Source organism: Caballeronia sp. INDeC2 (genome assembly GCF_023631325.1).
In the GTDB taxonomy this organism is placed as follows: Bacteria; Pseudomonadota; Gammaproteobacteria; order Burkholderiales; family Burkholderiaceae; genus Caballeronia.
This window is the reverse complement of sequence record NZ_JALQDG010000041.1, coordinates 225,595-250,202: the sequence shown is the minus strand read 5'-3', so window position 1 is coordinate 250,202 and position 24,608 is coordinate 225,595. Positions and strand designations below refer to the sequence as shown.

The following is a 24,608-nucleotide window of genomic DNA, read 5'->3' as shown; positions in this document are numbered from 1 at the left end:
GGAACATCTCGACATGAAAGAAGCATATAGAAAGCGCATTCTGGTGACGGGCGGCGCGGGCTTTCTCGGCTCGCATCTGTGCGAGCGGCTGGTCGCGCAAGGCCATGACGTGTTATGCGTCGATAACTTCTACACCGGCACGAAGGACAATATCGCGCATCTGTTCGACAGCCCGAATTTCGAGCTTATGCGGCACGACGTGACATTTCCGCTTTATGTGGAAGTGGACGAAATCTACAACCTCGCGTGCCCCGCCTCGCCGATCCATTATCAGCACGACCCGGTGCAGACGACGAAGACGAGCGTGCATGGCGCAATCAACATGCTCGGTCTCGCCAAGCGCGTCCACGCAAAGATCTTTCAGGCCTCGACGAGCGAAGTCTATGGCGACGCGCACGTGCATCCGCAACAGGAAGCGTACTGGGGCAATGTGAATCCCATCGGGCCGCGTTCGTGTTATGACGAAGGCAAGCGCTGCGCCGAAACGCTCTTCATGGATTATCGGCGGCAGCATGGACTCTCGATCAAGATCGCGCGCATCTTCAATACGTACGGGCCGCGCATGCATCCGTCGGATGGGCGCGTGATTTCGAACTTCATGATGCAGGCGCTATCGGGCCAGCCGATCACGGTGTATGGCGAAGGCATGCAGACGCGCTCGTTCTGTTATGTCGACGACATGGTCGAGGCGTTCATCCGCCTCATGAATACGCCCGACGAGTTCACGGGTCCGATGAACCTCGGCAATCCGCACGAGCTGACGATGCTCGATGTCGCGCGGCGCATCATCGAGTCGACGGGATCGTCGTCGGAGATCGTGTTCAAGCCATTGCCGATGGATGATCCGTGGCATCGTCAGCCGGACATTGCGCTGGCGCGCGACAAGCTCGGCTGGTCCCCGACGACGGCGCTCGATGAAGGCCTGCGGCGCACGGCGCAGCACTTTCGGCAGGTCATCGAAGCGTCGGAAACGCGCGAGGCGCAGCGCGTTTAGGTAGTCCGCGCCGTTACCGCGCCTATGGCGGCGATCAGCTTAGGAGCGGGTACAGGCTTCGTCAGATGCGCCTGGAAGCCCGCCGCCTGCGCGCGAGAGCGCGCTTCCGCCTGCGTATGCCCGGTGAGCGCGATCGCGGGCATGCGTTCGCCAAGCGACACACCACGGCTCGCCTCTTCCTCACGAACGAGCCGCAAGACTTCATAACCGTCCTGTTCGCCGCCGAGCACGATATCGCAGAGCAACACGCCGGGCCATTGCGCGCTCGGCAACGCGCGCAGTCTTGCGAGTGCATCATCGCCCGATGCGCACAACACGACATGCGCGCCGACCGATTCGAGCAGACCTTCAAGCGCATCGCGTGCTTCTTCCTGATCGTCGAGTACCATCACCGTGACGCCTTCCAGCGCATCGTCGTGCGAGGCTTCGGGGGCTGCAGTTTCGTCGAGCACCGGGCGCAAGGGCATCGTCGCGACATAGGCGACGTGCTTGTCGATGTAGCGCACGGCAAGGCTGCCGCCGGTCTCGGTCAATGCGTTCTCGAGGCGCCGCACCTGTTGTTGCGAGAGATCCGCGGGGTCGGGGCGTTGCCCCATCACCGTGAGACTCGCGTGATTGCCTTCGCGGAACACACGCAACTCGATACGCTCGCCGCGCAGCGCGGCGCTCATCTGCGCGCGGCACAGTTCGGCGACGATCTGCTGCAACACGCTCGCGTCGCCCGACACACGCAAGCCCGGTTCGGCGATGACGGTATAAAGGTTCACGCCGCGCGCCACGATCTCTTCATGCAGCGCATCGATGACGCCGGCGACGAGCGCATCGAGTCCGACAGCCTGCGCGGAGACCTTGCGCTGCGCATGCTCGAGCTCACCCTGCTGCCATTGCAGCGACCACATGCGTGCGTACACGCCCTCGCGCGCGAGCAGTTCGTCGTGCTGTCCCTGCTCGACGATACGCCCATGCTCCATCACGAGCGTCCAGTCCGCATCGACCACGGTCGAGAGCCGATGCGCGATGACGATCGACGTGCGTCCTTTCGCAAGACGATCGAGCTCGGTCTGGATCGCGCGTTCCGAACGCGTATCGAGCGCGGAGGTCGCTTCGTCGAACACGATGATGCGTGGATCCTTCAGTATCGCGCGCGCGATCGCGATGCGCTGACGTTCGCCGCCCGAGAGCCGCACGCCGCGCTCGCCGACGCGCGTATCGTAGTGATCCGGAAGGCGCTCGATAAAGCCATCGAGTTGCGCGGCGCGCGCGGCCTGCACGATATCCGCACGCGTGGCATCGGGACGGCCATAGGCGATGTTGTAGGCGATCGTATCGTTGAAGAGCACCGTGTCCTGCGGCACGATGCCGATGGTCGCCCGCAGGCTGTTCTGCGTGACGTGCGCGAGGTCCTGGCCGTCGATCCGTATCGCGCCCGCGGTCGGCTCGTAGAGCCTGAACAGCAGCTTCACGAGCGTCGACTTGCCCGAGCCGCTGCCCCCGACGACCGCGAGTTTCTTGCCGGGATGCGCGCGAAAATCGACATCGCGCAGAATCTGCCGCGCCGGATCGTAGCCGAACTCGACATGATCGAATTCGATTTCGCCCGCCGTCACGACGAGCGGCTGCGCGCCGGTCTCGTCCACATCTTCGCGCACGCGGCCGCGCGAGAGAAGAATCATGAACATGCGCTCGACATTCACGATCGCGTCGTTGGTCTCGCGAAACACGAAGCCGAGCGTATTGAGCGGATTGCATACCTGCACGATATATGCGTTCACCAGCACGAGATCGCCGACGCTCATCGTGCCCGCGACGACCTGTTGCGCCGCGCGCAGCATCACTGCCGCAATGCCGACAGCGATGATCGTGCTCTGCCCCACGTGCAGCAGCGTGAGCGCGCGTTGATTGGCGACACGCGCATGCACCCATTCGTCCAGAACGCTCGTGAGCCGGTTCGTTTCGATGCGCTCGCTCGCGAAGAACTTCACGGTTTCATAGTTGAGCAGGCTGTCGACGAGACGGCTGTCGGACTGCGCCTCGAGCCTGTTGACCGCGCGTTGAAAGCGCATGCGATAGCGCGTGAAGATGAGCGTCCACGCCGAATACAGTACGAACGTCGCGGCGATGATCGCCATGAATTCGATCGCGTAACTGGTCATCATCACGGCGACGACCGTGCCGATTTCTATCATCACCGGCACGATGGTGAAGAATGCGGTGCCGAGTAAAAAGCCGACACCGTCCGCACCCTTTTGCACATCTCGCACGACAGCGCCGGTTTCGCGCTGCGCATGAAAGCGCGCGCCCAAGGCATGAAGATGCGCGAACGTTCGCTCGGCAAACGACGCCACCGTGCGCTGCGTGACAATGCTGAAGACCACGTCGCGTGCTTCGTTCAGCACGTCGCCGAGATAGCGCAACAGGACGTAGGCGAGAACCAGGAAGACGGGAAAGACGACGGTCGTTGCGGGATGACTGAACTCATCGATGACGCGCTTGAGCATCAGCGGCACGGATACGACTGCGAGCCGCGCGCCGATCATCAGCACGACGGCGGCGGCGGTCTGATAACGCCACGCCAACACCGCGCGCCACAGGTCGGCAACGATGCGGCGGCGCACACGCGTGCGCTCGGCATCGGACGACACGCTGGGCGTCACTCCTTCCAGTCCTTGCGCTTGTTGGCGTTAGGGGCAGACGATGCACCCTGAGCGCCGTTCTTTTTCTGTACGCGCTGTTCCTCGATGCGGCTCAACGTGGCGGGGTCCGTTCCGGATTGTCCGGCAGCGCCCGCACCGCCCGCGACGCCGGCGGATTTGCCCGTATCGCCTTGCGATGACGTGTTGCCCGGCGGCGCGCCGTTTTGCTGCGCCCATGCGCTTGTCCCACATGTCATGCAGGCGCACGCGAATGCGACGATCGTTCGATGTCGAAGATTGCGATTCATCTGGCCCTTCCGTTTGCGCGAGTGCTTCGTTAGTCTAGTCGTTAACAGCAATGCACGCGCCAGAATGTGTTATCCCGTCGGCGGGCTTCACGTTGACGCGGCGGGGCTTCGTTTCAGATATCGCGCGATGAACGTGCGCGTCTCATCGTGAGCGAAACGCACGGCCACGCTTTCGCCGCTGACCATTTCAACAATACCTTCGCCGTAGCGACGCACGAGGACGCGCTCGCCCCGCTCGAATGCGGGCATCGTCCGCTTAGGCTTCGTCGCTTCTTTCTTTCGCGCCTGCTCGACAAGCTCGCGCGAACTCTCGATCACTTCCGGCGGATGCAGGCAGTTGTCGCATACGCCACATGTCTTTCCGCCGAGTTCATCGTCGGGCGGGGCGTAATGCACATCCGACGTTGAGTCCGTGTTGTGCGCGAAGTAATCGAGCAGAATGCGCCAGCGACACTGTGCGCTTTGCGCAAAACTGATCATGCATTCCAGCACGGCGCGGTCTCGCTCCGCACGCGCAACATATGCGTGCGATGCATCGCCGAGTTTCGCGTCGGCCTTGCTGCCGTCCTCATCGATCAGTTTCATGCCGCCGTGACGCGTGCGTCGCGTCATGCCGATGTCGTGAAGCAAGGTCGCCGCGACGCGCAGCTTGTTCGCGCCCACGTCGGGCAATGCTTCACGCAGGCGCTCGAGCGGTTTCTCAAGCGTCTTACTGCTCGTTTCGTTCGCCAGTTCACGCACCGTCCGCGCAACGCGTTCGATTGTCTGCGCACTCGGATAGCGGCCGCTCAAGAAGAACTGCTGCACCTGCTTGTCCTTCAGTTCGAACAGCAACGTGCAGCGCGCCGGCTCGCCGTCACGTCCCCCACGGCCTGCTTCCTGATAGTACGCATCGAGACTGCCCGGCATCTGCGCATGGATCACGAAGCGGATATCGGGCTTGTCGATGCCCATGCCGAACGCATTGGTCGCGACCATCACACGCGCACGGTCTTCCATGAATGCGTCCTGCGACGCGGACCGCGCGCTCGCCGCGAGCTTGCCGTGATAGCGCTCGGCTGCCACGCCCGCTTCGACCAGGGCCGCATGAAGCGCCTCGCATTCCGCGACGGTCGCACAATAGATGATGCCGCTGCCCTTCTCGTTGCACGCGAGCTCCACGACGCGTTTGCGCTTGTCCTCCGGGTTCGTCATTTGTTCGACGGCGAAACGCAGATTGTCGCGATAGACGCCCGTATGAATCACATTCGCCTGCCGCATTTGAAGCTCGCGCATGATATCGACCATGACCGCGGGCGTCGCCGTCGCGGTGAGTGCGAGTATCGGCGGGCGGCCCACCAGCTTGATCGCCTGAGTGAGCTCGACATACGCGGGACGAAAGTCGTGCCCCCACTGCGAGATGCAGTGAGCCTCGTCGATGACTACGAGCGCGATCTCGGGTACGTCCAGCGCCTTGAGTTCCGCCAGGAACTCCGCATCGACCAGACGCTCCGGCGTGACGAACAGCATGCGCAACGCATGTCTGGAGAGCGCGTCCATTGCATCGTGCAGTTCGCTCGCGGAAAGCGCGCTGTTGAGCACGGCGTTTGCAATGCCGGCCTCGGTCAACTTCGTCGCCTGGTCCCGCATGAGCGATATCAGCGGCGATACGATGAGCGTCATGCCTTCGAATTGCAGCGCGGGCAACTGATAACACAGCGACTTACCTGCGCCCGTTGGCATGACTGCCAGAGTATCGTGCCCCTCCATTACGCTGCGGATAACGTCTTCTTGTCCTGCTCGCAGATTCGGAAAGCCGAAGACTCGGCGCAACGCGTTTTCCAGTTCTCGGTCGAGCGCCTTGCGCGCGGGCTTCATAGTCGGATGCATATGAGTCGATCGTTTGGCGTTGTAGTGGGCTCGAGCATCAGACGAGCAGACCCGTTCCGCGCACCATGTAAGCGGCGGAAGTCTGTTTCTCATGACGAATGTTTTACTTGCTAGTGCTTTCCTGTCGCTCAGGTTCGTCCGCGGCGGCATTGCCTGGAGCTTCGCCTTGCGCGTCCTCTGCGCTGATCGACGCTATCGCCTGCTCCCAGAACTCCTCCGCGCGCCCCTCAGGGGAGCCTTCTCGCTCCCATATCTCATAGGCACGGCGACGAATGCGGTCTTGCTCTTTCTGATCATCCATGACCTTCTCCCTGTAATGCGGCAACGTTGCCGCCGGATCGGAGCTTGCACGCTGATGACGCAACCATCGTGCCGCGTCACCACGTGCGCCCGTCTTTCCGGAAGAAGATCCCGCGGATTCAAGCCGAGCGCTGGGCCGCTGACTTGTCTTGTGCTTTTGCAAGCCGCCTCGCAATTTCAGCCGCCGCGCCGACGTCGTCCGTCAGGTTGACAGACTCGCTTTCCGATGCGAGCTTCAGATAGGCAGCGGCGAGCTTGCGCAACTCGTCCTCGGTCGCGTCTTCGATGCCGATCAACTGATTGCTCGCCAGACGATGCGACGCCAGCAACTCATTGAGCTTCAAATGAAGCGCGATGCTGTCCTTGTTCGCGCTCTGCTGAATGAGGAACACCATCAGGAACGTGACGATCGTCGTGCCCGTGTTGATGACCAACTGCCAGCCCTCGGAAAAGTGGAATATCGGCCCGGACACCAGCCATATCACGACCGAGATCACTGCAAGGCCAAAGGCCACGGGCGAGCCCGCCCACCGTGTGACGGCGCTCGCGAACGCGTCGAACGCCCGTGCGATCGGATGCGCCTTGGCGTAGCCCGGACTCGAGGTCGTGGGCACGGTGTCCATCGGGTCTGCATCGGGCAATGCGTTTCGTTGATTCATATTCGCGGTCGTAAAAGTAGGTCGAGCCGCGAATTTATCAATCGCACCTTTCGAAGGACATACGAGGACACCGATCCCTATGGCTTGACGAACTTGAGCGTCATGCGATCCGATTCCCCGATCGCGGCAAAGCGTGCCCGGTCGACATCACCGCCCTCGTACGTGGGCGGTAGCGACCACACGCCGTGCGGATAGTCCTTCGTATCCTTCGCATTCGCGTTGATCTCGCTGCGCGCAACCAGCACGAAACCGGCCGCTTGTGCGTGCTCGACGACGAATGCTTCCGTCACATAGCCGGAGTCGATCATCTGCTGCACGGACGTTCCCGGGCGCGCGCGATGCTCCTCGACGCCGAGTTCACCGCCATGCTTCAGTGCGCCATGGAACGCGCGCAGGTTCGCATCGACTTGCCCGTCCTTGATCCAGTTATGGATGTTTCGAAACGTGAACACGCGGTCGAAACGCTCATTCGCATCGAAGCCCATGAATTGCCCCGCGTGCAGCGCGCCGACGACGACCTTTCCATACACCGCCGGAGCGTCCGCGAGTTTGCGCCGGTATGCGGCATCGGTCGCATCATCTTCGGCGGCGAGGTCGGCGGAGGTGCTGAGATACTGCGCTTCATAAAGCTGACCCGATCCGTGCAGATACGGCGCAAGAATGTCCGTGTACCATCCGCCGCCCGGGGCGATTTCCAGCACGGCCTGCGAAGGCCCGATGTCGAAGAACTGCAGCGTTTCCTTTGGATGGCGATAAACGTCGCGCGCACGCGCCTTGTCGCTGCGTTGCGAACCGTTTATGGCGCTATCGAGAGATGCTGAGCCGCCAGATTGCGAGTCAAGCGGCGAGGACGCGCAACCCGTCATCGCAAGCATGAAAAAGGCGGCGGCGATCGTGACTGTCCGTGCCCAGCCAAAGCGAATGGGGTTCATAAAGCGGGATCGAAGTTTGAGATGTGAGACACGATACGCGCTTCTTCCAAGCTCTGCACCGCCGGGGCGCTTTGTTATGCAGAAACAAAAGTCTTGCGGGCGCGTACTTTGCTCTACATCGTGGCACCCCACTATCCAAAGCGGAGAACACGATGCCTACGACCCCCACACAAGCTACGACCGCCACTTCCCGCCCCGCGAAAGCTAAAGACGCCATCGAATTGTTGATGGACGATCATCGCGCCGTCGAAAAGCTGTTCGATGCATTCGAAAAAGCGAAGGACGACGATCTCGATGCGAAGTCCACACTCGTGCGACGCGCGTGCGAAGAACTCACCGTCCACGCCATGATCGAGGAAGAGTTGCTTTATCCCGCCGCGCAGGAGGCGCTGGATAAAGACGACCGGCCCGATGTCGAAGAAGCGTATGTCGAACACTATCTCGTCAAAGTCCTGATCGACAAGTTTATGACGCTGAAGGCGGGCGAACCCGGTTTCGATGCGACCTTCAAGGTGATGAGCGAGATGGTGCAACATCACATCGAAGAGGAAGAATCGGATCTCTTCCCCAAGCTGCGAAAGTCGGGCGCCGATCTGACCGCGCTCGGCAAGAAGCTGATGCAGCGCAAGGAGGAACTCGAGGCGAAGATCCCGAAGCATGCAGGCGATAACACCATGCGCCTCCATTGATCTCTACCGCGCTGTGATTCACCCCCGCAGCGCGTCGAACACATTGGCGAAAGCCCGGTGTGTCGACGCGCTCAATCCCGCGCCGACCGCTGTCTGAACTGTCCGCCGCAATCCAAGAATAGCGATGCCGACAAGCGCGAGCGCAATCAACTCGGCATTCGGCGTGCGCAGAAACCACGGCGCGGGTCGCGTCGACGCTGGCAGCGAGCGCGATGGTACACGCCTGGCGCGCGTGATACGCAAGGGTTCATCGACGACGTACGCGGCAATCAATTCCGCGCGCGATTCCGCCATGCGTGCGAGCACGGCTCCCTGAGCTTCGGCATGCTTCATTGCGCAGCCTCCTTGATGGCGTCCATATCGCGTTGGAGTTCCTGGCGTAGCATCTGAAATGGCTGCGCCGGCTTGCGCGACGTCATCACGATGACCGCGATCACCGCGACGGCGAACCATGCGCCCGCCACGCACCATGCCGTGAGCACGAGATGAGGGGTACCGGCCGCGGTCACGATCACCGCTATCGACACGAAAGACAGCGTGAACAGTGCGCCGATCGTCAATGCGACGAGCGCGACCACTTCGTGCAGCACGCGCTTCTTGGTCTCGGCGAGTTCGATAGGGATCAGTTCGCCATAGTCGACGAGGCGTCTCGTGCAGAAATGGCCGATTCTGCGCCAATTGGCGATCTTTCTCTGGATTGTCATCGTTGCTTCTCCAGCGAGGTTTCAGTCGAGACGGAGTGCCCTGACTCATACGACAGCACTGCGCATGCCAGCGATACGTCCGTCACGCGCGTGCCGTGACGAAACCCAAAGGCATGCCCATTGCTAAAACGCGTTGCGCCACCCCCGCCGATTCGTCGAGGAGTTTTTTTGGCCCCTAAGTACTGATGCTAACGAAGCGGTCGCTTAGACCGCTCCTTCGCCAGCGCGAGTCCTCTCGTGCTGAGACTCGCGGCATTTCGACTGCAAGTGACGTAAGCCCGCTCCTCTCGGTCGCCGCGAGACCATTGACATGTGCAACCTGAAAGCGCGGTAGTCCGAGGCACGGACTTCGCTCGCCCTCACAAAAGGAATTCGTCATCATGTTTGCTCATAACAAGCGCCTGCAATACACCGTACGCGTCGCCGGTCCGAATCCTGGCCTCGCCAATCTGATGCTGGAACAATTCGGCGGGCCGCAAGGCGAACTCGCCGCAGCGTGCCGTTATTTCACACAGGCAGTCTCGGAGGATGATCCGGGCCGCAAAGACCTGCTTTTCGATATCGCCACCGAGGAGTTGAGCCATCTGGAAGTGATCGGCTCCATCGTCGCGATGCTGAACAAGGGCGCGAAGGGTCAACTCGCCGAAGCGGTGGAATCGGAAGCGGAGTTGTACCGTTCACTCACGGGCGGCGGCAACGATTCACATACCACCGCGCTGCTTTATGGCGGCGGCCCCGCGCTCACGAACTCGGCAGGCGTGCCGTGGACAGCGGCATATATCGACACGATCGGAGAACCGACGGCCGATCTTCGGTCGAACATCGCGGCCGAGGCGCGCGCGAAGATCGTCTATGAGCGTCTCATCAACGTCACCGACGATCCCGGCGTCAAGGAAGCGCTCGGCTTTCTCATGACGAGAGAGATTGCTCATCAGAAGTCGTTCGAGAAGGCATTGCACGCAATTCAGCCGAACTTCCCCCAAGGCAAGTTGCCGGGCGATCCGGCATTCACGAGCGTCTACTTCAACATGTCGAAGGAAGCCGATGCGCGCGGTCCGTGGAACGAAGGCGGCGACTGGAAGTTCATCGAAGACCCGCAGCCTGCCGTGGATGGCGGCGACGGCACCGCAACGGTGAACGTATCGCAGCAGGACGTGCAGACGCTTCAGGCGATGGCCTCGCGCACCGCATCCGATCCTTCGAGCGATCCGATGACGGGCGCGGACCTCGGCTCAGGCAAGGCAAGCTGAGCCCACGCGGCGATGCGAACCGTCATACGGTTCGCATCGCCCGAATTCCAGGCCGTTACTTGAGATCGTCGGGCACCTTGCCGCCGTTCTCCGCGAGCTTTTGCATGACCTGCTTGTGAAGCCATATGTTCATCGCGGCCGAATCTTCAGTATTGCCGCTGTAGTGCAATTCCGACGCAAGCTCCTTGCGCGCGGACAGGCTGCTATCGAGGCCGAGCAGCTTCATCAAGTCGACGATCGACGTGCGCCAGTTGAGTTGTTCGCCGTGACTCTCCTGCATTTTTGTCAATACCGCTTCGACATCGACTTCCTGCATCGGCGCGGCGGATTGCGCGGGCGCGGAAGAAGGCGCCGATGCAGCAGGCGTCGCTGAAGCGGGCGCACCGGCGGGCGCGCCCGGCTGCGCGCCGCTCGGGCTTGCTGCGGCGGGCGCACTGTCGTGATGAAAAATCTTGTTCAGGATATTGGAAAAGATACTCATGACGTCTCCTTTGGAAAGTGAGCCCACAGTACATGCAAGTGTCGTGCCGCTGCATTTGAGGCCATGCGCATCCGATGCGGAATAACGCTTGCTGCATGAGTTTCGTGCCTGAAAAAAAAGCACGGAAGCGCGAAACCTCACAATCACAGCGGCCGTGCCGAGCGGCGAGGAGTCACCGTGGATATCTCATCCTGTTCCCCTTCCATCACAACGATGATCCGCATGGATCACACGCACGTAATGGCGGTTTTTCATCGCTATCACGGTGAAACGTCGTGGTGGAGAAAGCGCGCCATCGTCGAGCTCGCGTGCACGGCGCTCGAAATTCATGCACAACTGGAAGAAGAAATTTTCTATCCGGCGCTCAGCGAAGTCATGGCCGGCGACGAACGCTTCATGAAGAGCAAGCCCGAGCACGATGAGATGAGGGAAGAAATAGCAAAGCTGCGCGCGATGGGTCCGGAAGACGCCGCCTACGACGCGCGTTTCATGCAACTCATGCGTGAAGTGATGCATCACGTCGCGGATGAAGAAACCGTGCTCTTGCCGACCGCCGAGCGCGCGCTCGCATCGCAGTTGTCCGAGCTCGGCATGCGCATGACCAAGCGCCGTATGCAACTCGTCGCGCAGCATCGTCCGTCCGAGATAGCGGCGAACACCGCGAGCACGTTTCCGCTCGCGTCACTCGCCTTCGTGTCGCTTGGCATGCTCGCCATCGCGCGTTGTCTGCGGCCCGCGGACGCGCGCCGCTTCGGACGTCACGCGTGATTCTCACGCTTCGCGCGGCGTGCCGTTGACCTCGACGACCAGCACCGGGATCGACTTCGCCGCCGGTACCTTGCTCTCCTTTGCGCAATGCCATAACGGCAGCAGCGGATTGCACTCCGGGTAGTACCCTGCGATGCATCCCAGCGGTATGTCGTAGGGCTGTATGCGCAAGCCCGCGACGCGCCGCTCGAAGCCATCGCCGGCGATCGTGCGTAGCGTAATGCGGTCGTTCTTGTTCAGACCGTGACGCTTCATGTCGGCCTCGCACATGAAGATCACCATGCGGTCGCCGCTGATGCCGCGAAAGCGATCGCCGAGGCTATAGATCGTCGTGTTGAACTGGCTGTCGCTGCGCAGCGTCATGAGGCGTAATGCTTGCGGCTCGCGCTCGGGCATATCGGGATCTTCGCCGAGCGTCTCGGGCACGAAGAACTCCGCCTTGCCGCTCTTCGTCTGCCACTTGCGTTCACGCGCGGGTAGATCGCGCGGGAAGCCGCCCGGCGTCCACATTCTTTCGTTGAAGTCATGGAAGGTCTCGGGATACGTTTTCGCGATCTCTTCCCGCACCACAGCATAGTCGTTGCGCCAGCTATCCCAATCCACCGTCGAGCGCTCACCAAGCGTGTGCTTCGCCAGTTCCGCGACAATATAGGGCTCCGAGCGCGCGTCGTGCGAGGCAGGCTCCGCCATACCATGCGAGCCGTGAATGCAGCCGGTGCTGTCTTCCATCGACACCGCCTGCGCGCCGCTCGCCTGCGTATCGATTTCGATGCGGCTCAGGCACGGCAGAATATACGACTTCTCGCCATGCACGAGATGACTGCGATTGAGTTTCGTCGCAACATTGACCGTGAGTTTCAGATCGCGCCAGGCCGGCTCGATACGCATACGGTCCGGCACCGAACGCACGAGATTGCCGCCGAGATTGATGACCGCGCTGACCTTGCCGTCGACCATCGCCTCGAAGGTCTCGACGATATTCATGCCCTTCTCGCGAGGCGGCTCGAAGCCGAACTGGCTCGCGAGCTTGTCCAACGGCGCGAGTTCGGGCTTCTCGGTGATGCCGACCGTGCGTTGACCCTGCACGTTCGAATGCCCGCGCACCGGCGACGGCCCCGCGCCCGGCTTGCCGATATTGCCGCGCAGAAAAAGCAGATTGCACAGCATGCGCACGTTCTGCACGCCCTGCCTGTGCTGCGTGATGCCCATGCCGTAGTGCGCCATCACCGCGTTTGCACGCATGTATTCCGCGGCCGCGGCTTCGAGGTCCGCGCGCGGCAGTCCCGCCTCGCGTTCGATCTCGCTCCACGACGCGGCGCGCACGTAGTCCGCGAAGGCTTCGAATCCCACGGTGTGCGTGTCGATGAAGTCGACATCGAGCACGCGAGGTTCGCCGCGTTCCTTCGCGCGGTCGTCGGCATCGATCACGGTCTTGCAGATGCCGAGCAACGCCGCCGTATCGCCGCCCGTTTTCACCTGATGATATTGCGTGCTGATGAGCGTATGCGCGGGCGTCATCATTTCGACCAGCGATTGCGGATTGGAGAACTTCAACAAGCCCGGCTCGCGCAACGGATTGAACGTGATGATCGGCACGCCGCGCTTTCTGGCGTCCTGTAGCTGATGCAGCATGCGTGGACTATTGGTGCCGACGTTCTGGCCGAAGAAGAACATGAGATCCGTCTTCTCGAAGTCATCGAGTTGCACGGTGCCGACGCCCACGCCAATGGCTTCCTTCAACCCGACGCTCGTGCTTTCATGACACATGTTCGAGCTGTCGGGCAAGTTGTTGGTGCCGTACATGCGTGCGAAAAGCTGATACATGTACGACGTTTCCAGCGATGCCCGTCCCGATGCGTAAAACGCGACGCGCTTCGGATCGAACCCGCGCAACTCGCGTCCGATGTCCTCGAACGCTTCTTCCCAGGTGACGCTCACGTATTTATCGGTGGTCGCGTCATAGCGCAACGGTGCGGTGAGACGCCCTGCTTCTTCGAGATCGTGGTCGTGCCAGGCACAGAGTTCCGTCACCGTGTGAAGCTCGAAGAACTGCGGCGTCATGCGCTTTGCGGTGAGATCCCACGCGGTCGCCTTCGCGCCGCTTTCGCAGAACTCGAAGGTATGCGGATCGGCGGGCTTCGCCCATGAGCAACTCACGCAGGCGAAGCCTTCCGGCTTGTTCTGCTTGAGCAGCACCGTGGCGAGCTTGAGGGGCACCTTCTCATGAACGAGCGCACCGGTCACCGCCCTGAGCGAACCCCATCCGCCCGACGAATACGGATACGCGGCGTTCTTGCGAACGGCATTGTCTGATTCGGCCATGTCTTTGCCTCGTGCGTTGTTTTAGCGCTTCTTATCGAGGCACAAGCAAACGCCATTCCCTTTCCGGAAGCATTCGACGGGCCGCGTGCGGCTTCAACGCGCCGTGCACAGATGCGTATTGACCTGGATCGGTGGCGCCTTGTCGTCGAACGGCGGCTGGCGCACGAAACTTTCGATCACGCCGGGCCTGAAAATCAGGCAATAAGTCGAGCCGCCATACTGAAAGAAGCCGAGCTCTTCACCCTTGCGCACGCGCTGTCCGGGCAGCGCATCGATCATGCAGGACGACACTTCCGCCATGCCGACGAACACGCATGCAACTTCGCCTATGGCCGGATCGTCGCAATCGATGACGATCACCGCGCGCGCGGCAACCGCCGTGATATAGCCTTGCGAATCGTTGAGGCTGCTCGGGTCTTCACCTTCGGCATCGGCGTCGGAGTAATAGGTGCCGTCGACGAGATAGGCCTTCACGATCGTGCCGCTCACCGGCGCATGCCAGCGATGATAGAAAAACGCGCTGAGAAATGCCTGATACACGGTGCCACCGACGAAGCGTTGCGCAAGATCCGCTTCCTTCGCCGTGAACATGTCGAGCAGCGAATACGGCTGCGACTTGATCCAGAACGAGTCCTCGAGTTGCACGTTGTCCTGCACGTTATAGGGCGATGCCTCGCATGCGCTAACGATGATCTTGTCGTTATCGCGCTGCGCGACGGGCCTCGCACCGGACTTGAATTCGCGCGTGAAGAAATGATTCCACGACGCGAAGCCCCAGTAAGGCTTGTCCGGATCGCAGAGGAACTGCGCGAGACCTATCTTGCGATCCGCCTCCTCGCTGAACCAGCCATCCGGCGAATCGGTAGTCAGATGCGTGCGCGAATACGGTCCGCTGAGAAAGCCCGACCACACATTCAGCACGCGTTTCAGATGCGCATTGAATGCCGGATCGCGAAAGAGCGCATAACCCGATGGCATGACCATCGGCCAGTCGAGCAATGCATTGATCGGGCAATGAATCAGGCTCGATTCGCTGAACGGCGGCGCGTAGGTCAGCATTGCATCGAGCATTGCGATGAACTCGTCGATGCTCGAATAACCCAGCGTAAAACCGGCTTCGCGCGCTTGCCGGATGGCCCGCGTGAAATCCATGCGCACTACGGGATCGTCGTGGATGAACGCTGCCATTTCATCGACGACGCTGTTTCTTTTCGCCCTGCCCGCGCGCTCGCGGGCGTACTCCGCGAAAGTTTCGCGAAAGCGGGCGATCACATGTTCTTCACGCGGAAGCCATTCGCCGAGTCTGCGGCGTTGTTCTGTTGCCATGTCGTCTCCAATCGATACCTTGATCGAAGACGCGCAGCACGTTATATGCCTCGCCTGCGCGGCGGGATTACGCGCGATTACTTCTATACACGCGGTTGCAACGCCGGCGTATCGCGGCCCGCGCGCGGCGTCATGCGCGCGAAGAACACGATACCCGCAGCCACCACCGACATCACCGCGAGACCCGTCAATCCGCCCTGTATCGAACCGGTCTTCTGTTCGAGAAAGCCGAACGTCGCCGGCGCGACGAAGCCGCCGAGATTGCCGATCGAGTTGATCAGCGCGAGCACTGGCGCTGCGATACGCGCATCGAGATAACCCTGTGGAATCGGCCAGAAGCATGACGATGCAGCCTTGAACCCGATCGCCGCAAAGCAGATCGCGATGAACGAGAACACCGGACTGCCGAGCCCCGCCGCATACATGCCGGCCGCCGCGATCAGCAACACGCACGCGACCCACGCCTGCTGATACTTGAAGCGCGCCGCGAGCGCCGCGAACAGATACATCGCGACGATGGAGATGAGCCACGGAATCGAATTGAAGAGGCCGACCTGAAAATCGTTGAGATGCCCCATCTTGCGGATGATGCTCGGCAGCCAGAACGTCGCGCCGTAGATCGTCAGCGAGACCGAGAAATAGATCACGCAGAAGATCAGGATTTGCGGATCGCGCAAGAGACTCCACGACGACGGCTTCGTCGTATGCGCGGCATCGCGGCGGCGCTGCTCGTCCTCGATCTCGGTGACGACCGCATCCCGCTCGGCGGGCGTGAGCCACTTCGCATCTCGCGGCTTCGAATCGAGCCAGAACCATACGAAGCCGGCGAGCACCACCGACGCCATGCCCTCGATGATGAACATCCATTGCCAGCCATGCATCCCCGCGCCTTCGATCAGCATCAGCCCGCCCGAGATCGGACCGGAGAACACCGAAGCCAGCGCCGAGCCGCTCAGGAAGACGGCCATTGCCTTGCCGCGTTCATCGCGCGGCAGCCATTGCGTGAAATAGAACACGACGCCCGGGAAGAATCCCGCTTCGGCCGCGCCGAGCAAAAGCCGCATCGCATAGAACGAAGTCTCGCCCTTCACGAAGGCCATGCCCACGGCCGCAAGCCCCCACGTGATCATGATGCGCGTGAGCCACGCCTTTGCGCCGAAGCGTTGCATCAACATGTTCGACGGCACTTCGAACACCGCATAGCTCACGAAGAACAAGCCCGCGCCGAGCCCGTAGGCCGCCGCGCCTATGCCGAGATCCGCGCTCAAGTGCTGACGCACGAAACCGATATTCACGCGATCGATGTAGTTGACGATGAACATCACGACGAATAGCGGCAGCACGTGCCATTTGATCTTGCGAACGGCGCTCGATAGCGCGCTGGAACTGCTCATGAGCTTGTCTCCTGGAATGCGCGTGTACTTGTTCTGTGACTCAGAAGCGCGGGTTCTTGCCGGTGAAGTCCGGCTGATACTTGCGCATCTGCGAAAGGTCGTCCCGATTGCGCACGCCGCACGTTAGGTATTGCTCATGCAATGCGGCAAGTTGTTCGCGATCCAGCTCGACGCCGAGTCCCGGCGTCGTCGGCACGTGCACCGCGCCGTTATCGAATTTCACGCGGCCGCCCTTGATCACTTCTTCTTCCTGCCACGGATAATGCGTGTCGCACGCATAGGTCAGGTTCGGCACGCTCGCCGCGACATGCGTCATCGCCATCAGGCTGATGCCGAGGTGCGAGTTCGAATGCATCGACATGCCGAAACCCCACAGCCGCGCCATGCGCGCGAGCGTCTGCGTTGCGCGCAGGCCGCCCCAGTAGTGATGATCGGAGAGCAGCACCTTGATCGAGCCCATGTTGCAGCCGCGACGGAAGTCGTCCATCGTCGTGATGACCATGTTGGTCGCGAGCGGCAGCTTCGTGTGCTTCTGCAGTTCGGCCATGCCTTCGAGGCCGGGACACGGATCTTCGTAGTATTCGAGGATTTCGTCGAGCTCGGGCGCGGCCGCGATGCTCGTCTCGAGCGTCCAGTTCGCGTTCGGATCGAGGCGCAGCGGCACGCCGGGGAACGCCTTCGCGAGCGCCTTCATGCAGGCGATTTCATGCGCGGGTTCGAACACGCCGCCCTTCAGCTTGATGCTCTGAAAACCGTACAGGTCGATCATGCGCTGTGCCTGCGCGACGATCTGCTCGGGGCTGATGCCCTCGCCCCACGCATCGGGCGCATACGTCTTGTCGATGTGCTCCGCGTACTTGAAAAACAGATACGCGCTGTAGGGCACGGCATCGCGAACCTTGCCGCCCAGAAGATCGACGACCGGCGCGCCGACGATCTGTCCTTGCAGATCGAGCATCGCCACTTCGAAGGTGCTGATGACCTTCGGCGCATTCTTCGCGGCATGCGAGCCGGGCGCGAGTTCGAATTCGACGGCGCCGGGCGTCGCCTTGATCGTCGCGCGCACGCGCTCTTCCATCTTGTTCAGATCGAACGGCGAAAGGCCGATCACGAGTTCCTTGGCTTGATCGAGCACGCGCAGCATCGGTTCGTCGCCGTACGTTTCGGAAATGCCGATACGCCCGTCGCTCGTCTCCAGCTCGACGATCGCGCGCAACGCCCACGGCTCGTGGATGCCCGCCGCGTTGAGCAACGGGCCGTCTCGGAAAGCGATAGGCGTGATTCGAACCTGGGTGATGGTGATATCGCGGGTCATGTCGTGCGTCCTGAAGTTGCGGAAGTTACGGCATGGTAAAGCACTAATGTATTAGTGTGTCAGTCGGGTATACGCTCATCTTCGTTTTCAACGTTGCGCCCGCCGAACGCTGCTGCCCGCGGCTATAGTACTAATGTTTCAGTCGCCCAACGCTTTGCGTCTCACATGAAAAATGCCGCTTCCGCCTCGGTCCATCGCCTCGACCGCTCCCGCCACGCCGCGCCGCAGGTTTTCGAACGGCTGCGCGAAATGATCCTGTCGCTCGAACTGGAACCGGGCACGGTGCTGTCGCGCACCGAGCTCGCCACGCGCTACGGCCTGAGCCAGACGCCCGTGCGCGACGCGCTGATGAGGCTCGGTGAGGAAGGACTCGTCGACATCTTTCCGCAGCACGCGACGGTCGTGAGTCAGATCAGCGTGGCGTCGGCGATGCAGGCGCACTTTCTGCGCCGCTCGATCGAACTCGAGGTCGTGCGCACGCTCGCTCGGGAGCACAAGGCGTCGCTGGTCGCGCGGCTGCGCGCGACGATCGCGGAGCAGACGGAGTGGCTGGACCCGAAGGACATCGAGCAGTTTTCATCGCTCGATCAGACGTTCCATCGGCAGATGTATGAGGCCGCGGGCGTGCCGCAGTTGTGGGACCTCGTGCGCAGACTGAGTGGTCATATCGACCGGCTGCGCCGTTTGCATTTGCCGGTCGAGGGCAAGACGATAGCCGTGGTACGCGATCACACCGAGATCGTCGATGCCATCGAAAAAGGCGATGCCGATGCCGCCGACGCTGCGTTGCGCAAGCATCTGTCGGGCACGCTCAGTCAGGTGGACGAGATTCGTATGCGTCATCCGACGTTTGTGACTGATCACTGAGCGTGGTTTTTTTCGCCGGATCCCGTTTTTGCTTGGGTTTATCAGCATTGCCCAGGAAAGGGCAAAACTAATAGACCGATACGAACACGAGATCCGTCGAAAGCGGGGAACATACCAAGCGCTTTGGCAGAAAAAACCTCAAAAACCCTTAGACGCCGTGCGCGCGCAGCCGAGCCGAGTACCAGCGCGAAAACTGCTCCACATAGCTCTCCGTGAACGGCGAGAACACAGCCGGTTGATAAGCAGGATCCTGCGTGCCTTCATGCGTGATCTCGACGAGATGCTTGTCCTGCGCGTTGGTCGCCACCCATACTTCTGTCAGATCCTGAATCTGATAATCGACGCCTTCCACAGCATCCGCATGCACGAGCCACTTCGAGCGCACGAGCGTCTTATCCGGCGCAAGCGGGATGATGTACGACACGACCGCATGATCGCTCATCACGTGCGTCCATGAATTGTGCGTCCACAAATGCGTGTCGCCGAGATCGCGCCGCTGCAGTTTGCCGAGCAGCTTTTCGCTCGCCACCTTCGTGCTGATGGTCTGCGATTCGCCGTGCCCCGCGATGACGAGTTGCTGCGTTCTGAACTGCGTGACGGCATCTTCGTCGAGCCATTCGACGGTCGCGCTCGTGAAGCCGTCGCGCTCCCAACTCGCCTGACACGCGGCGTTGCGTTCTTTGTAGGCCTCGATTTCGCGCAGCGCTTCGTCGGTGAGATTCTCGGGGCAAAAACCGAAATCCTCCGGCAGAAATGAAGCGGTCAGTTCCGGATGCGTCGCCGCGCAGTGATAGCACTCGCGATTATTTTCGATTACGAGCTTCCAGTTGCCGTGCTCGATGATCTCCGATTCGAACGCGATCTTCGTATTGCGCATATCGTAAGGCGCGAAGCGCGGCGTCATCGTGTCTTCGAACCTTACGATGTCCGCCGGCGGTTCGTCGGCGAGGCACACGAAGATATGCGTGCCGACGATGCGCGTATGCACCGGCAACAGGCTGCGGTACTTCGCATCGAAATCGCGGCCCATGTGCGCGGCGTGGCGCAGGCTGCCGTCGAGATCGTACGTCCATTGGTGATACGGGCACACGAGCATGCCGACCGTCGATTTGCCCGCTTCCTTCAGACGCGCGCCGCGATGGCGGCAAACGTTGCGATACGTGCGGATGTTGTCGTCGTCGTCGCGAACGATGATGATCGAAGCCCGGCCGATATCGACCGTCGAGACATCGCCCGGTTCGGGCACGTCCGCCGTCACGCCGACGAGAATCCAGTGCTTATGGAAAAAGACCTCGACGTCCTTCTCGAACACGTCCTGCCGCCCGAACAGCTCGCCGGGCAATCCACGGCCGGGCTCGCGGCTGCGGATCAGTTCGCCGTGAGTCTTGAATTGCACTTCGGACATCGTCGCTCTCCATCGTTCAGGATCGGGACTTCGGGTGGTCCCGCGATAACCTGAGTATTGGATCGCTGAAAAATAGCGTCAATGCGCTTTATTTTCGATGTCGGATAACTATGAGTTATGCGTGCGCATCGCCCCGCAGCCACTCGATCAGCGCATCGATGGCGGGCGTCATGGCCCGGCCGTGCGGCACGACCGCGAAGTACGAATCGCCCGGCTTGAACGACGCCACGTTCAGCCTCACCAGTTCGCCGCTATCGATAAAATCCTGAACGAGACGGCCCCAGCCGAGCGCGACGCCCTGGCCGTAGCGCGCGGCCTGGATCGCATCCGTGTAGAGGCTGCAACGCAGCGCGAAATTCAGGCGCATCGGCCGGAAGCCGACCGCGTGAAACCACTCTTCCCAGCCCATCCATCCTTCGGATGTCGAATCCGATTCGACGAACACAGCGCCCGCGAGCGCCTCCAGCGACATCGGCGCGGGCTGCTTTTCGAGCCATGAAGGGGAGCAGACCGGAAACACTTCCTCGTCGAAGAGCAGCGTCGCCGTGCCGTCCGGCCAGACGCCGTTGCCGAAGCGCACCGCGACATCGATCTCCTTGTGCCGCAGATCCGCCGTGAACATTTGCGTGGACAACCGCAGTTGCAGATCGGGCTGCACGGCCTTGAGCGACGCGAGGCGCGGCAAAAGACGGAAATGCGAGAACGCCGAAGTAGCGGCCAGCACGAGCTCCTGCTGCACGGGTCCGCGCGCAATGCGGTCGAACACGCTCGCGATCTTCTGCATCGATTCCGCGACGACGCGGTACAGCGCCTCGCCTTCGCCGGTCAGCTCGATCGCGCGGTGCAGCCGGCGAAAGAGCCGCGTGCCGAGCGTCTCTTCGAGGAACCGCACCTGACGGCTCACGGCGGCTTGCGTGACGCCCAGTTCGTGCGCCGCGAGCGTGAAGCTGCCGAGTCGCGCAACGGCTTCGAATTCGACGAGTGCGGTCACCGATGGAATCAGCCGCCGATACCCCTTCGTTTTTTCGGTTGCCGGTTTCATGCGGCGCTCAGAGCACGGCCTTCGATTCGGCTGCGGGCCATCCCTGCATCATCGCGCCGATCTCCTCGTCGAGCCATTGGCGAAACTGCATGTATTCCGGGCGCGCTTTCGCATTGCGATGCGTGATCAGATAGTGATGACGATCGTGGAACACGAGCGCGTCGTCGACGGGTCGAACCAGCTTTTTTTGCTCGACCTGACGATGCACGAGATGATGCCAGCCGAGCAACGTCCCTTCGCCCGCTTCGGCCTGCGCGACGAGCAGCCGATAGTCGTTGCTTTCGAAATTGTCATGCTGATCGAGACGGTCGGAACCGTCGCCTTGCTGATACCAGTTCTTCCACACGCGCCAGTCGACGTGCTCGCACACTTGCGCGCGCCCGAGCAGCGAAAGACTAAGCGTGGGATGCGCGAGCAGATCGAGCGGCTTCAACGTGCGTCCATGAAAATAGCGCTCAAAAAACGGAACGCTGCATACCGGATAAACGATGTCGTGAAAGAGCGGTTCCACTTCGTACTCCGCCTCCCGCGGCGGATTCTTCGTGATGATGACATCGGGCTGCATGAGCTCGTCGAGTTCCATGAAGTGCTCGGTCACCATCACATGCAGGCGGATGTTCGGAAAGCGCTGGCGAAACGCGGGCAGCCTGAACGAAAGCCAGAGCGCCGAAAACGTATGAGAGATGCAGAGCGTCAACGCGTGGCGATCGACGCGCCGCACCGCCTGCGCCGCCTCGGCGATGTTCATGATCGAGAGATACGACGCGTTGTAGAGAATGCGGCCCGCGTCGGTCAGCGCGATGTGTCGGCCGGTGCGTTCGAAGAGCGCGACTTCGAGCGTGTCTTCGAGTTCCTTGATCTGCCGGCTCACGGCGGCCTGCGTGACGCACAGCACTTCCGCGGCTTGCGTGAAGCTCTCGTAACGCGCCGCGGTGACGAAACACCGAAGCGCGCGCAATGACGGCATCTGGGCGAGAAGCCGGTCCGCGAACTGCTGTTTCTTCTGCATGTGACTCACCTTCAAGGGCGCGAGGTTCGCTTGTTCTTCGCTTGTTCTACGTTATCCACGCCCCTGCACGCGGCGCATGATGTTGTCGAGCGCCTCTGCATAGTGCGTGTACGTGCCCCGCTCCGACAGTTCGCGGTTGAGCTGCTCGTTGAGGCCGCCGGGCGTGCTCGCGTGCCCGATCATCGCTGAGAAAGGCTCCGTGCCCGAGGTCGTTTCATGAGCTAGCCCCACATGATAGCCCGACAAAAACGAACGGGCCGACGCATACGGCACGCCTTGCGCCACGAGCCACGACGCCTGTTCCTCGAGCAGCGCGAAGAAGGCGGCCATCGTCGCGGTCGCGGCGGACAACGCGTTGAACTGATGCTCGTCGTCGACTTCGACCGCTTCGCCGAGCGGCGCGAACAGCGCCCGTGCGATGTCGTCGCGCGGACAGATCGCCGTGCTGCCCTTGCCCGCCGCCACAGCGGGCAGCGGCACCGCGCGCACGATCCTGGCCGAACGGTGCACGAGCGCCCCGATCTGATCGATCGATTTCCCCGCGATGAAGCTGATGACGCGATGCCGCTCGTTGAAGGTCAGCTCGCTCAAAACGTCCTGTGCGATCTGCGGCACGACCGCAAGGCAGACGACGTCCGACGTATCGAGCACGCGCTGATTGCCTTCGCAGACCTCGATGCGCGCGTCGAGCGCGGCCAGCCGCGCCGCGGTCTTCGCGTTGCGCGGCGACAGCGCAATGCGCTCGAAAGAAACGCCGAAACGAATCATGCCGGTCACGACTGCCTCCGTGATCGTGCCGGTGCCTATGAAGCCAATGCGCATGTTGCCTCGTCCGATGATCAGTCGAGCTTCAGCCAGGTCGTCTTCAGCTCGCAATATTGGTCGTGCGCGTAGACCGACTTGTCGCGTCCGCCGAAACCGGACTGCTTGAAGCCCCCGAAGGGTGTCGAGAGATCGCCCTCGCCGAAGCAGTTCACGGTCACGGTGCCCGCGCGAATGCGCGCCGCGACTTTATGCGCCTGGTTCACGTTGTCGGTCCACAGCGATGCCGCGAGTCCGTAGCACGTATCGTTCGCGATGCGCACGGCCTCGTCGACATCAGCATATTCGATAAAGCAGACGACCGGGCCGAAGACCTCGTCGCGCGCGATGCTCATCTCCGGCGTGACATTGTCGAAGATGGTCGGCTCGACGAACCAGCCGCCCGTTTCCGTCAGCGTCGCATGACCGCCGCTCGCGACGCGCGCGCCCTCCGCCTTCGCCTTCTCGATATGGCCGAGCACCTTGCGGTAATGCGCTTCTTCGATGAGCGAGCCGAGCTTGACATCGGGATCGAGCGGATCGCCGGTTTTCCATCCTTCGAGCACGGCCTGCACCTTTTGCAGCAGTTCGTCCTTCTGGCTCGTGTGAACGAGAATGCGCGAGCCCGCGCTGCAGTTCTCGCCCATGTTCCAGAACGCGGCGGCGACGGCCTGCTCCGCGACGGCATCGAGATTGGCGACATCGGGCAACACGACTTGCGGATTCTTTCCGCCGCATTCGAGCACGACGCGCTTCAGGTTCGTATCGGCGGAATAACGCAGGAAGCGCTTGCCGGTTTCGGTCGAACCCGTGAACGCGATGAGATCGACATCCGCATGCGTGCCGAGCGCCTGACCCGCGCTTTCGCCGAAGCCCGTCACGACGCTTAACACGCCGGGCGGCACGCCTGCTTCGAGTGCGAGATCGGCGATGCGCAGCGTCGAAAGCGATGTTTGCTCCGCCGGCTTCACGATGACGCTGTTGCCCACCGACAGCGCCGGCCCGATCTTCCACGCGAGCATCAGCGCGGGAAAATTCCACGGCAGCACCGCGCCGACGACGCCGATCGGCTCGCGCGTGATCATGCTCACGACGCTCGGCCCCGACGGCGAGAGCGCGTCGTAACGCTTGTCCGTTACCTCTGCATGCCAGCGGATGCACGCCGCCGATTCGGGGATGTCGAGCCCCATGCATTCGCTGATCGGCTTGCCCGCTTCGAGCGCTTCGAGCAGGGCGAGCTCTTCGGCGTTGTCGTCGATGAGTTGCGCGAGGCGCTGCAGGACCGCCTTTCTCTGCGAGGGCGCGGCCTTCGACCACACGCCCGACTCGAACGCCTTGCGCGCCGCGACGACCGCGCGGTCGATGTCCTTCGCGTCGCACTTCGCGATCTCCGTGAGCACCTTGCCGGTGGAAGGATTCAGCGTATCGAACGTTTCATTCGATACGGCATTGCAGCGTGCTCCCGCGATGAATGCGCGGCCGTCGAGCGACAGATGTTCTGCCTGACGTTTCCATTCCTCATGCGTCGTCATGTCATGTC

General features: G+C 61.6%; 23 protein-coding genes. 5 read left to right on the top strand and 18 right to left on the bottom strand.

Annotated elements, in window-relative coordinates; genetic code table 11:
- Positions 1-13 precede the first annotated feature (13 nt).
- Positions 14-994 carry a UDP-glucuronic acid decarboxylase family protein gene (locus NCS28_RS26910; RefSeq protein WP_250516822.1) on the top strand — a complete coding sequence of 327 codons (981 nt, stop codon included), beginning with the start codon at positions 14-16 and terminating at the stop codon, positions 992-994.
- Here the strand turns inward: NCS28_RS26910 and NCS28_RS26905 are convergent.
- The 6 genes from NCS28_RS26905 to NCS28_RS26880 form a co-directional block, all read right to left on the bottom strand.
- Positions 991-3,648, bottom strand: coding sequence for an ATP-binding cassette domain-containing protein (locus NCS28_RS26905; RefSeq protein WP_250516821.1), 2,658 nt, complete (start codon positions 3,646-3,648; stop codon positions 991-993). The genes NCS28_RS26910 and NCS28_RS26905 overlap by 4 nt on opposite strands.
- Positions 3,645-3,935 (bottom strand): hypothetical protein, encoded by a 291-nt coding sequence (locus tag NCS28_RS26900; protein ID WP_250516820.1) that lies wholly within the window; start codon positions 3,933-3,935, stop codon positions 3,645-3,647. The genes NCS28_RS26905 and NCS28_RS26900 overlap by 4 nt, the downstream gene beginning before the upstream one ends.
- Positions 3,936-4,022: 87 nt before the next feature.
- The gene (locus tag NCS28_RS26895) at positions 4,023-5,792 is read right to left on the bottom strand and encodes a RecQ family ATP-dependent DNA helicase (RefSeq protein ID WP_250516880.1); all 1,770 of its coding nucleotides are present in this window, start codon (positions 5,790-5,792) and stop codon (positions 4,023-4,025) included.
- Positions 5,793-5,907: 115 nt separating this feature from the next.
- Complete coding sequence (locus tag NCS28_RS26890; protein ID WP_250516819.1) at positions 5,908-6,105, bottom strand: DUF2934 domain-containing protein; 198 nt, start codon at positions 6,103-6,105, stop codon at positions 5,908-5,910.
- A 118-nt stretch (positions 6,106-6,223) separates the two neighbouring features.
- On the bottom strand, positions 6,224-6,763 hold the full coding sequence (locus NCS28_RS26885) for a low affinity iron permease family protein (protein WP_502801239.1): 540 nt from the start codon (positions 6,761-6,763) through the stop codon (positions 6,224-6,226).
- Positions 6,764-6,840: 77 nt separating this feature from the next.
- The gene (locus NCS28_RS26880; RefSeq protein ID WP_250516818.1) at positions 6,841-7,695 is read right to left on the bottom strand and encodes a class I SAM-dependent methyltransferase; all 855 of its coding nucleotides are present in this window, start codon (positions 7,693-7,695) and stop codon (positions 6,841-6,843) included.
- Positions 7,696-7,847: 152 nt separating this feature from the next.
- On the opposite strand from NCS28_RS26880, the gene NCS28_RS26875 reads away from it, so the two are divergent.
- Positions 7,848-8,384 carry a hemerythrin domain-containing protein gene (locus tag NCS28_RS26875; protein WP_250516817.1) on the top strand — a complete coding sequence of 179 codons (537 nt, stop codon included), beginning with the start codon at positions 7,848-7,850 and terminating at the stop codon, positions 8,382-8,384.
- An 18-nt stretch (positions 8,385-8,402) separates the two neighbouring features.
- On the opposite strand, the gene NCS28_RS26870 is transcribed toward NCS28_RS26875, so the two are convergent.
- Together NCS28_RS26870 and NCS28_RS26865 are read right to left on the bottom strand one after the other, a co-directional pair.
- Positions 8,403-8,717 carry a hypothetical protein gene (locus NCS28_RS26870; protein WP_250516816.1) on the bottom strand — a complete coding sequence of 105 codons (315 nt, stop codon included), beginning with the start codon at positions 8,715-8,717 and terminating at the stop codon, positions 8,403-8,405.
- The gene (locus NCS28_RS26865) at positions 8,714-9,088 is read right to left on the bottom strand and encodes a phage holin family protein (protein WP_250516815.1); all 375 of its coding nucleotides are present in this window, start codon (positions 9,086-9,088) and stop codon (positions 8,714-8,716) included. The genes NCS28_RS26870 and NCS28_RS26865 overlap by 4 nt, the downstream gene beginning before the upstream one ends.
- 380 nt (positions 9,089-9,468) lie before the next feature.
- Here NCS28_RS26865 and NCS28_RS26860 point away from each other — a divergent pair, with 380 nt between their 5' ends.
- Positions 9,469-10,338, top strand: a complete 870-nt coding sequence (locus NCS28_RS26860; protein ID WP_250516814.1) for a manganese catalase family protein — start codon at positions 9,469-9,471, stop codon at positions 10,336-10,338.
- Between the two features lie 55 nt (positions 10,339-10,393).
- Here the strand turns inward: NCS28_RS26860 and NCS28_RS26855 are convergent, their stop codons facing one another.
- Positions 10,394-10,819, bottom strand: a complete 426-nt coding sequence (locus NCS28_RS26855) for a DUF3597 domain-containing protein (RefSeq protein WP_250516813.1) — start codon at positions 10,817-10,819, stop codon at positions 10,394-10,396.
- A 222-nt stretch (positions 10,820-11,041) separates the two neighbouring features.
- Here NCS28_RS26855 and NCS28_RS26850 point away from each other — a divergent pair, with 222 nt between their 5' ends.
- Positions 11,042-11,587, top strand: a complete 546-nt coding sequence (locus tag NCS28_RS26850; protein WP_250516812.1) for a hemerythrin domain-containing protein — start codon at positions 11,042-11,044, stop codon at positions 11,585-11,587.
- Between the two features lie 3 nt (positions 11,588-11,590).
- Here the strand turns inward: NCS28_RS26850 and NCS28_RS26845 are convergent, their stop codons facing one another.
- The 4 genes from NCS28_RS26845 to NCS28_RS26830 all read right to left on the bottom strand — a co-directional run bounded on the left by NCS28_RS26845 (position 11,591) and on the right by NCS28_RS26830 (position 17,944).
- On the bottom strand, positions 11,591-13,909 hold the full coding sequence (locus NCS28_RS26845; protein ID WP_250516811.1) for an FdhF/YdeP family oxidoreductase: 2,319 nt from the start codon (positions 13,907-13,909) through the stop codon (positions 11,591-11,593).
- Between the two features lie 93 nt (positions 13,910-14,002).
- Positions 14,003-15,235 carry a phosphatidylserine decarboxylase family protein gene (locus NCS28_RS26840; RefSeq protein WP_250516810.1) on the bottom strand — a complete coding sequence of 411 codons (1,233 nt, stop codon included), beginning with the start codon at positions 15,233-15,235 and terminating at the stop codon, positions 14,003-14,005.
- A gap of 83 nt (positions 15,236-15,318) precedes the next feature.
- Positions 15,319-16,629: an MFS transporter gene (locus tag NCS28_RS26835; protein WP_250516809.1), complete on the bottom strand. Its 1,311-nt coding sequence runs from the start codon at positions 16,627-16,629 to the stop codon at positions 15,319-15,321.
- A 40-nt stretch (positions 16,630-16,669) separates the two neighbouring features.
- Complete coding sequence (locus NCS28_RS26830; protein WP_250516808.1) at positions 16,670-17,944, bottom strand: glucarate dehydratase family protein; 1,275 nt, start codon at positions 17,942-17,944, stop codon at positions 16,670-16,672.
- 165 nt (positions 17,945-18,109) lie between these two features.
- Here NCS28_RS26830 and NCS28_RS26825 point away from each other — a divergent pair, with 165 nt between their 5' ends.
- Positions 18,110-18,811 carry a GntR family transcriptional regulator gene (locus NCS28_RS26825; RefSeq protein ID WP_250516807.1) on the top strand — a complete coding sequence of 234 codons (702 nt, stop codon included), beginning with the start codon at positions 18,110-18,112 and terminating at the stop codon, positions 18,809-18,811.
- A 148-nt stretch (positions 18,812-18,959) separates the two neighbouring features.
- Here the strand turns inward: NCS28_RS26825 and NCS28_RS26820 are convergent, their stop codons facing one another.
- The 5 genes from NCS28_RS26820 to NCS28_RS26800 form a co-directional block, all read right to left on the bottom strand.
- Positions 18,960-20,216 (bottom strand): aromatic ring-hydroxylating oxygenase subunit alpha, encoded by a 1,257-nt coding sequence (locus NCS28_RS26820; RefSeq protein WP_250516806.1) that lies wholly within the window; start codon positions 20,214-20,216, stop codon positions 18,960-18,962.
- A 115-nt stretch (positions 20,217-20,331) separates the two neighbouring features.
- Positions 20,332-21,258, bottom strand: coding sequence for a LysR substrate-binding domain-containing protein (locus NCS28_RS26815; protein ID WP_250516805.1), 927 nt, complete (start codon positions 21,256-21,258; stop codon positions 20,332-20,334).
- A gap of 7 nt (positions 21,259-21,265) precedes the next feature.
- Positions 21,266-22,267 carry a LysR family transcriptional regulator gene (locus NCS28_RS26810; protein ID WP_250516804.1) on the bottom strand — a complete coding sequence of 334 codons (1,002 nt, stop codon included), beginning with the start codon at positions 22,265-22,267 and terminating at the stop codon, positions 21,266-21,268.
- Between the two features lie 51 nt (positions 22,268-22,318).
- On the bottom strand, positions 22,319-23,089 hold the full coding sequence (locus tag NCS28_RS26805) for a pyrroline-5-carboxylate reductase (protein WP_250516803.1): 771 nt from the start codon (positions 23,087-23,089) through the stop codon (positions 22,319-22,321).
- Between the two features lie 17 nt (positions 23,090-23,106).
- Positions 23,107-24,600: an aldehyde dehydrogenase gene (locus tag NCS28_RS26800; protein ID WP_250516802.1), complete on the bottom strand. Its 1,494-nt coding sequence runs from the start codon at positions 24,598-24,600 to the stop codon at positions 23,107-23,109.
- Between the last annotated feature and the right edge of the window lie 8 nt (positions 24,601-24,608).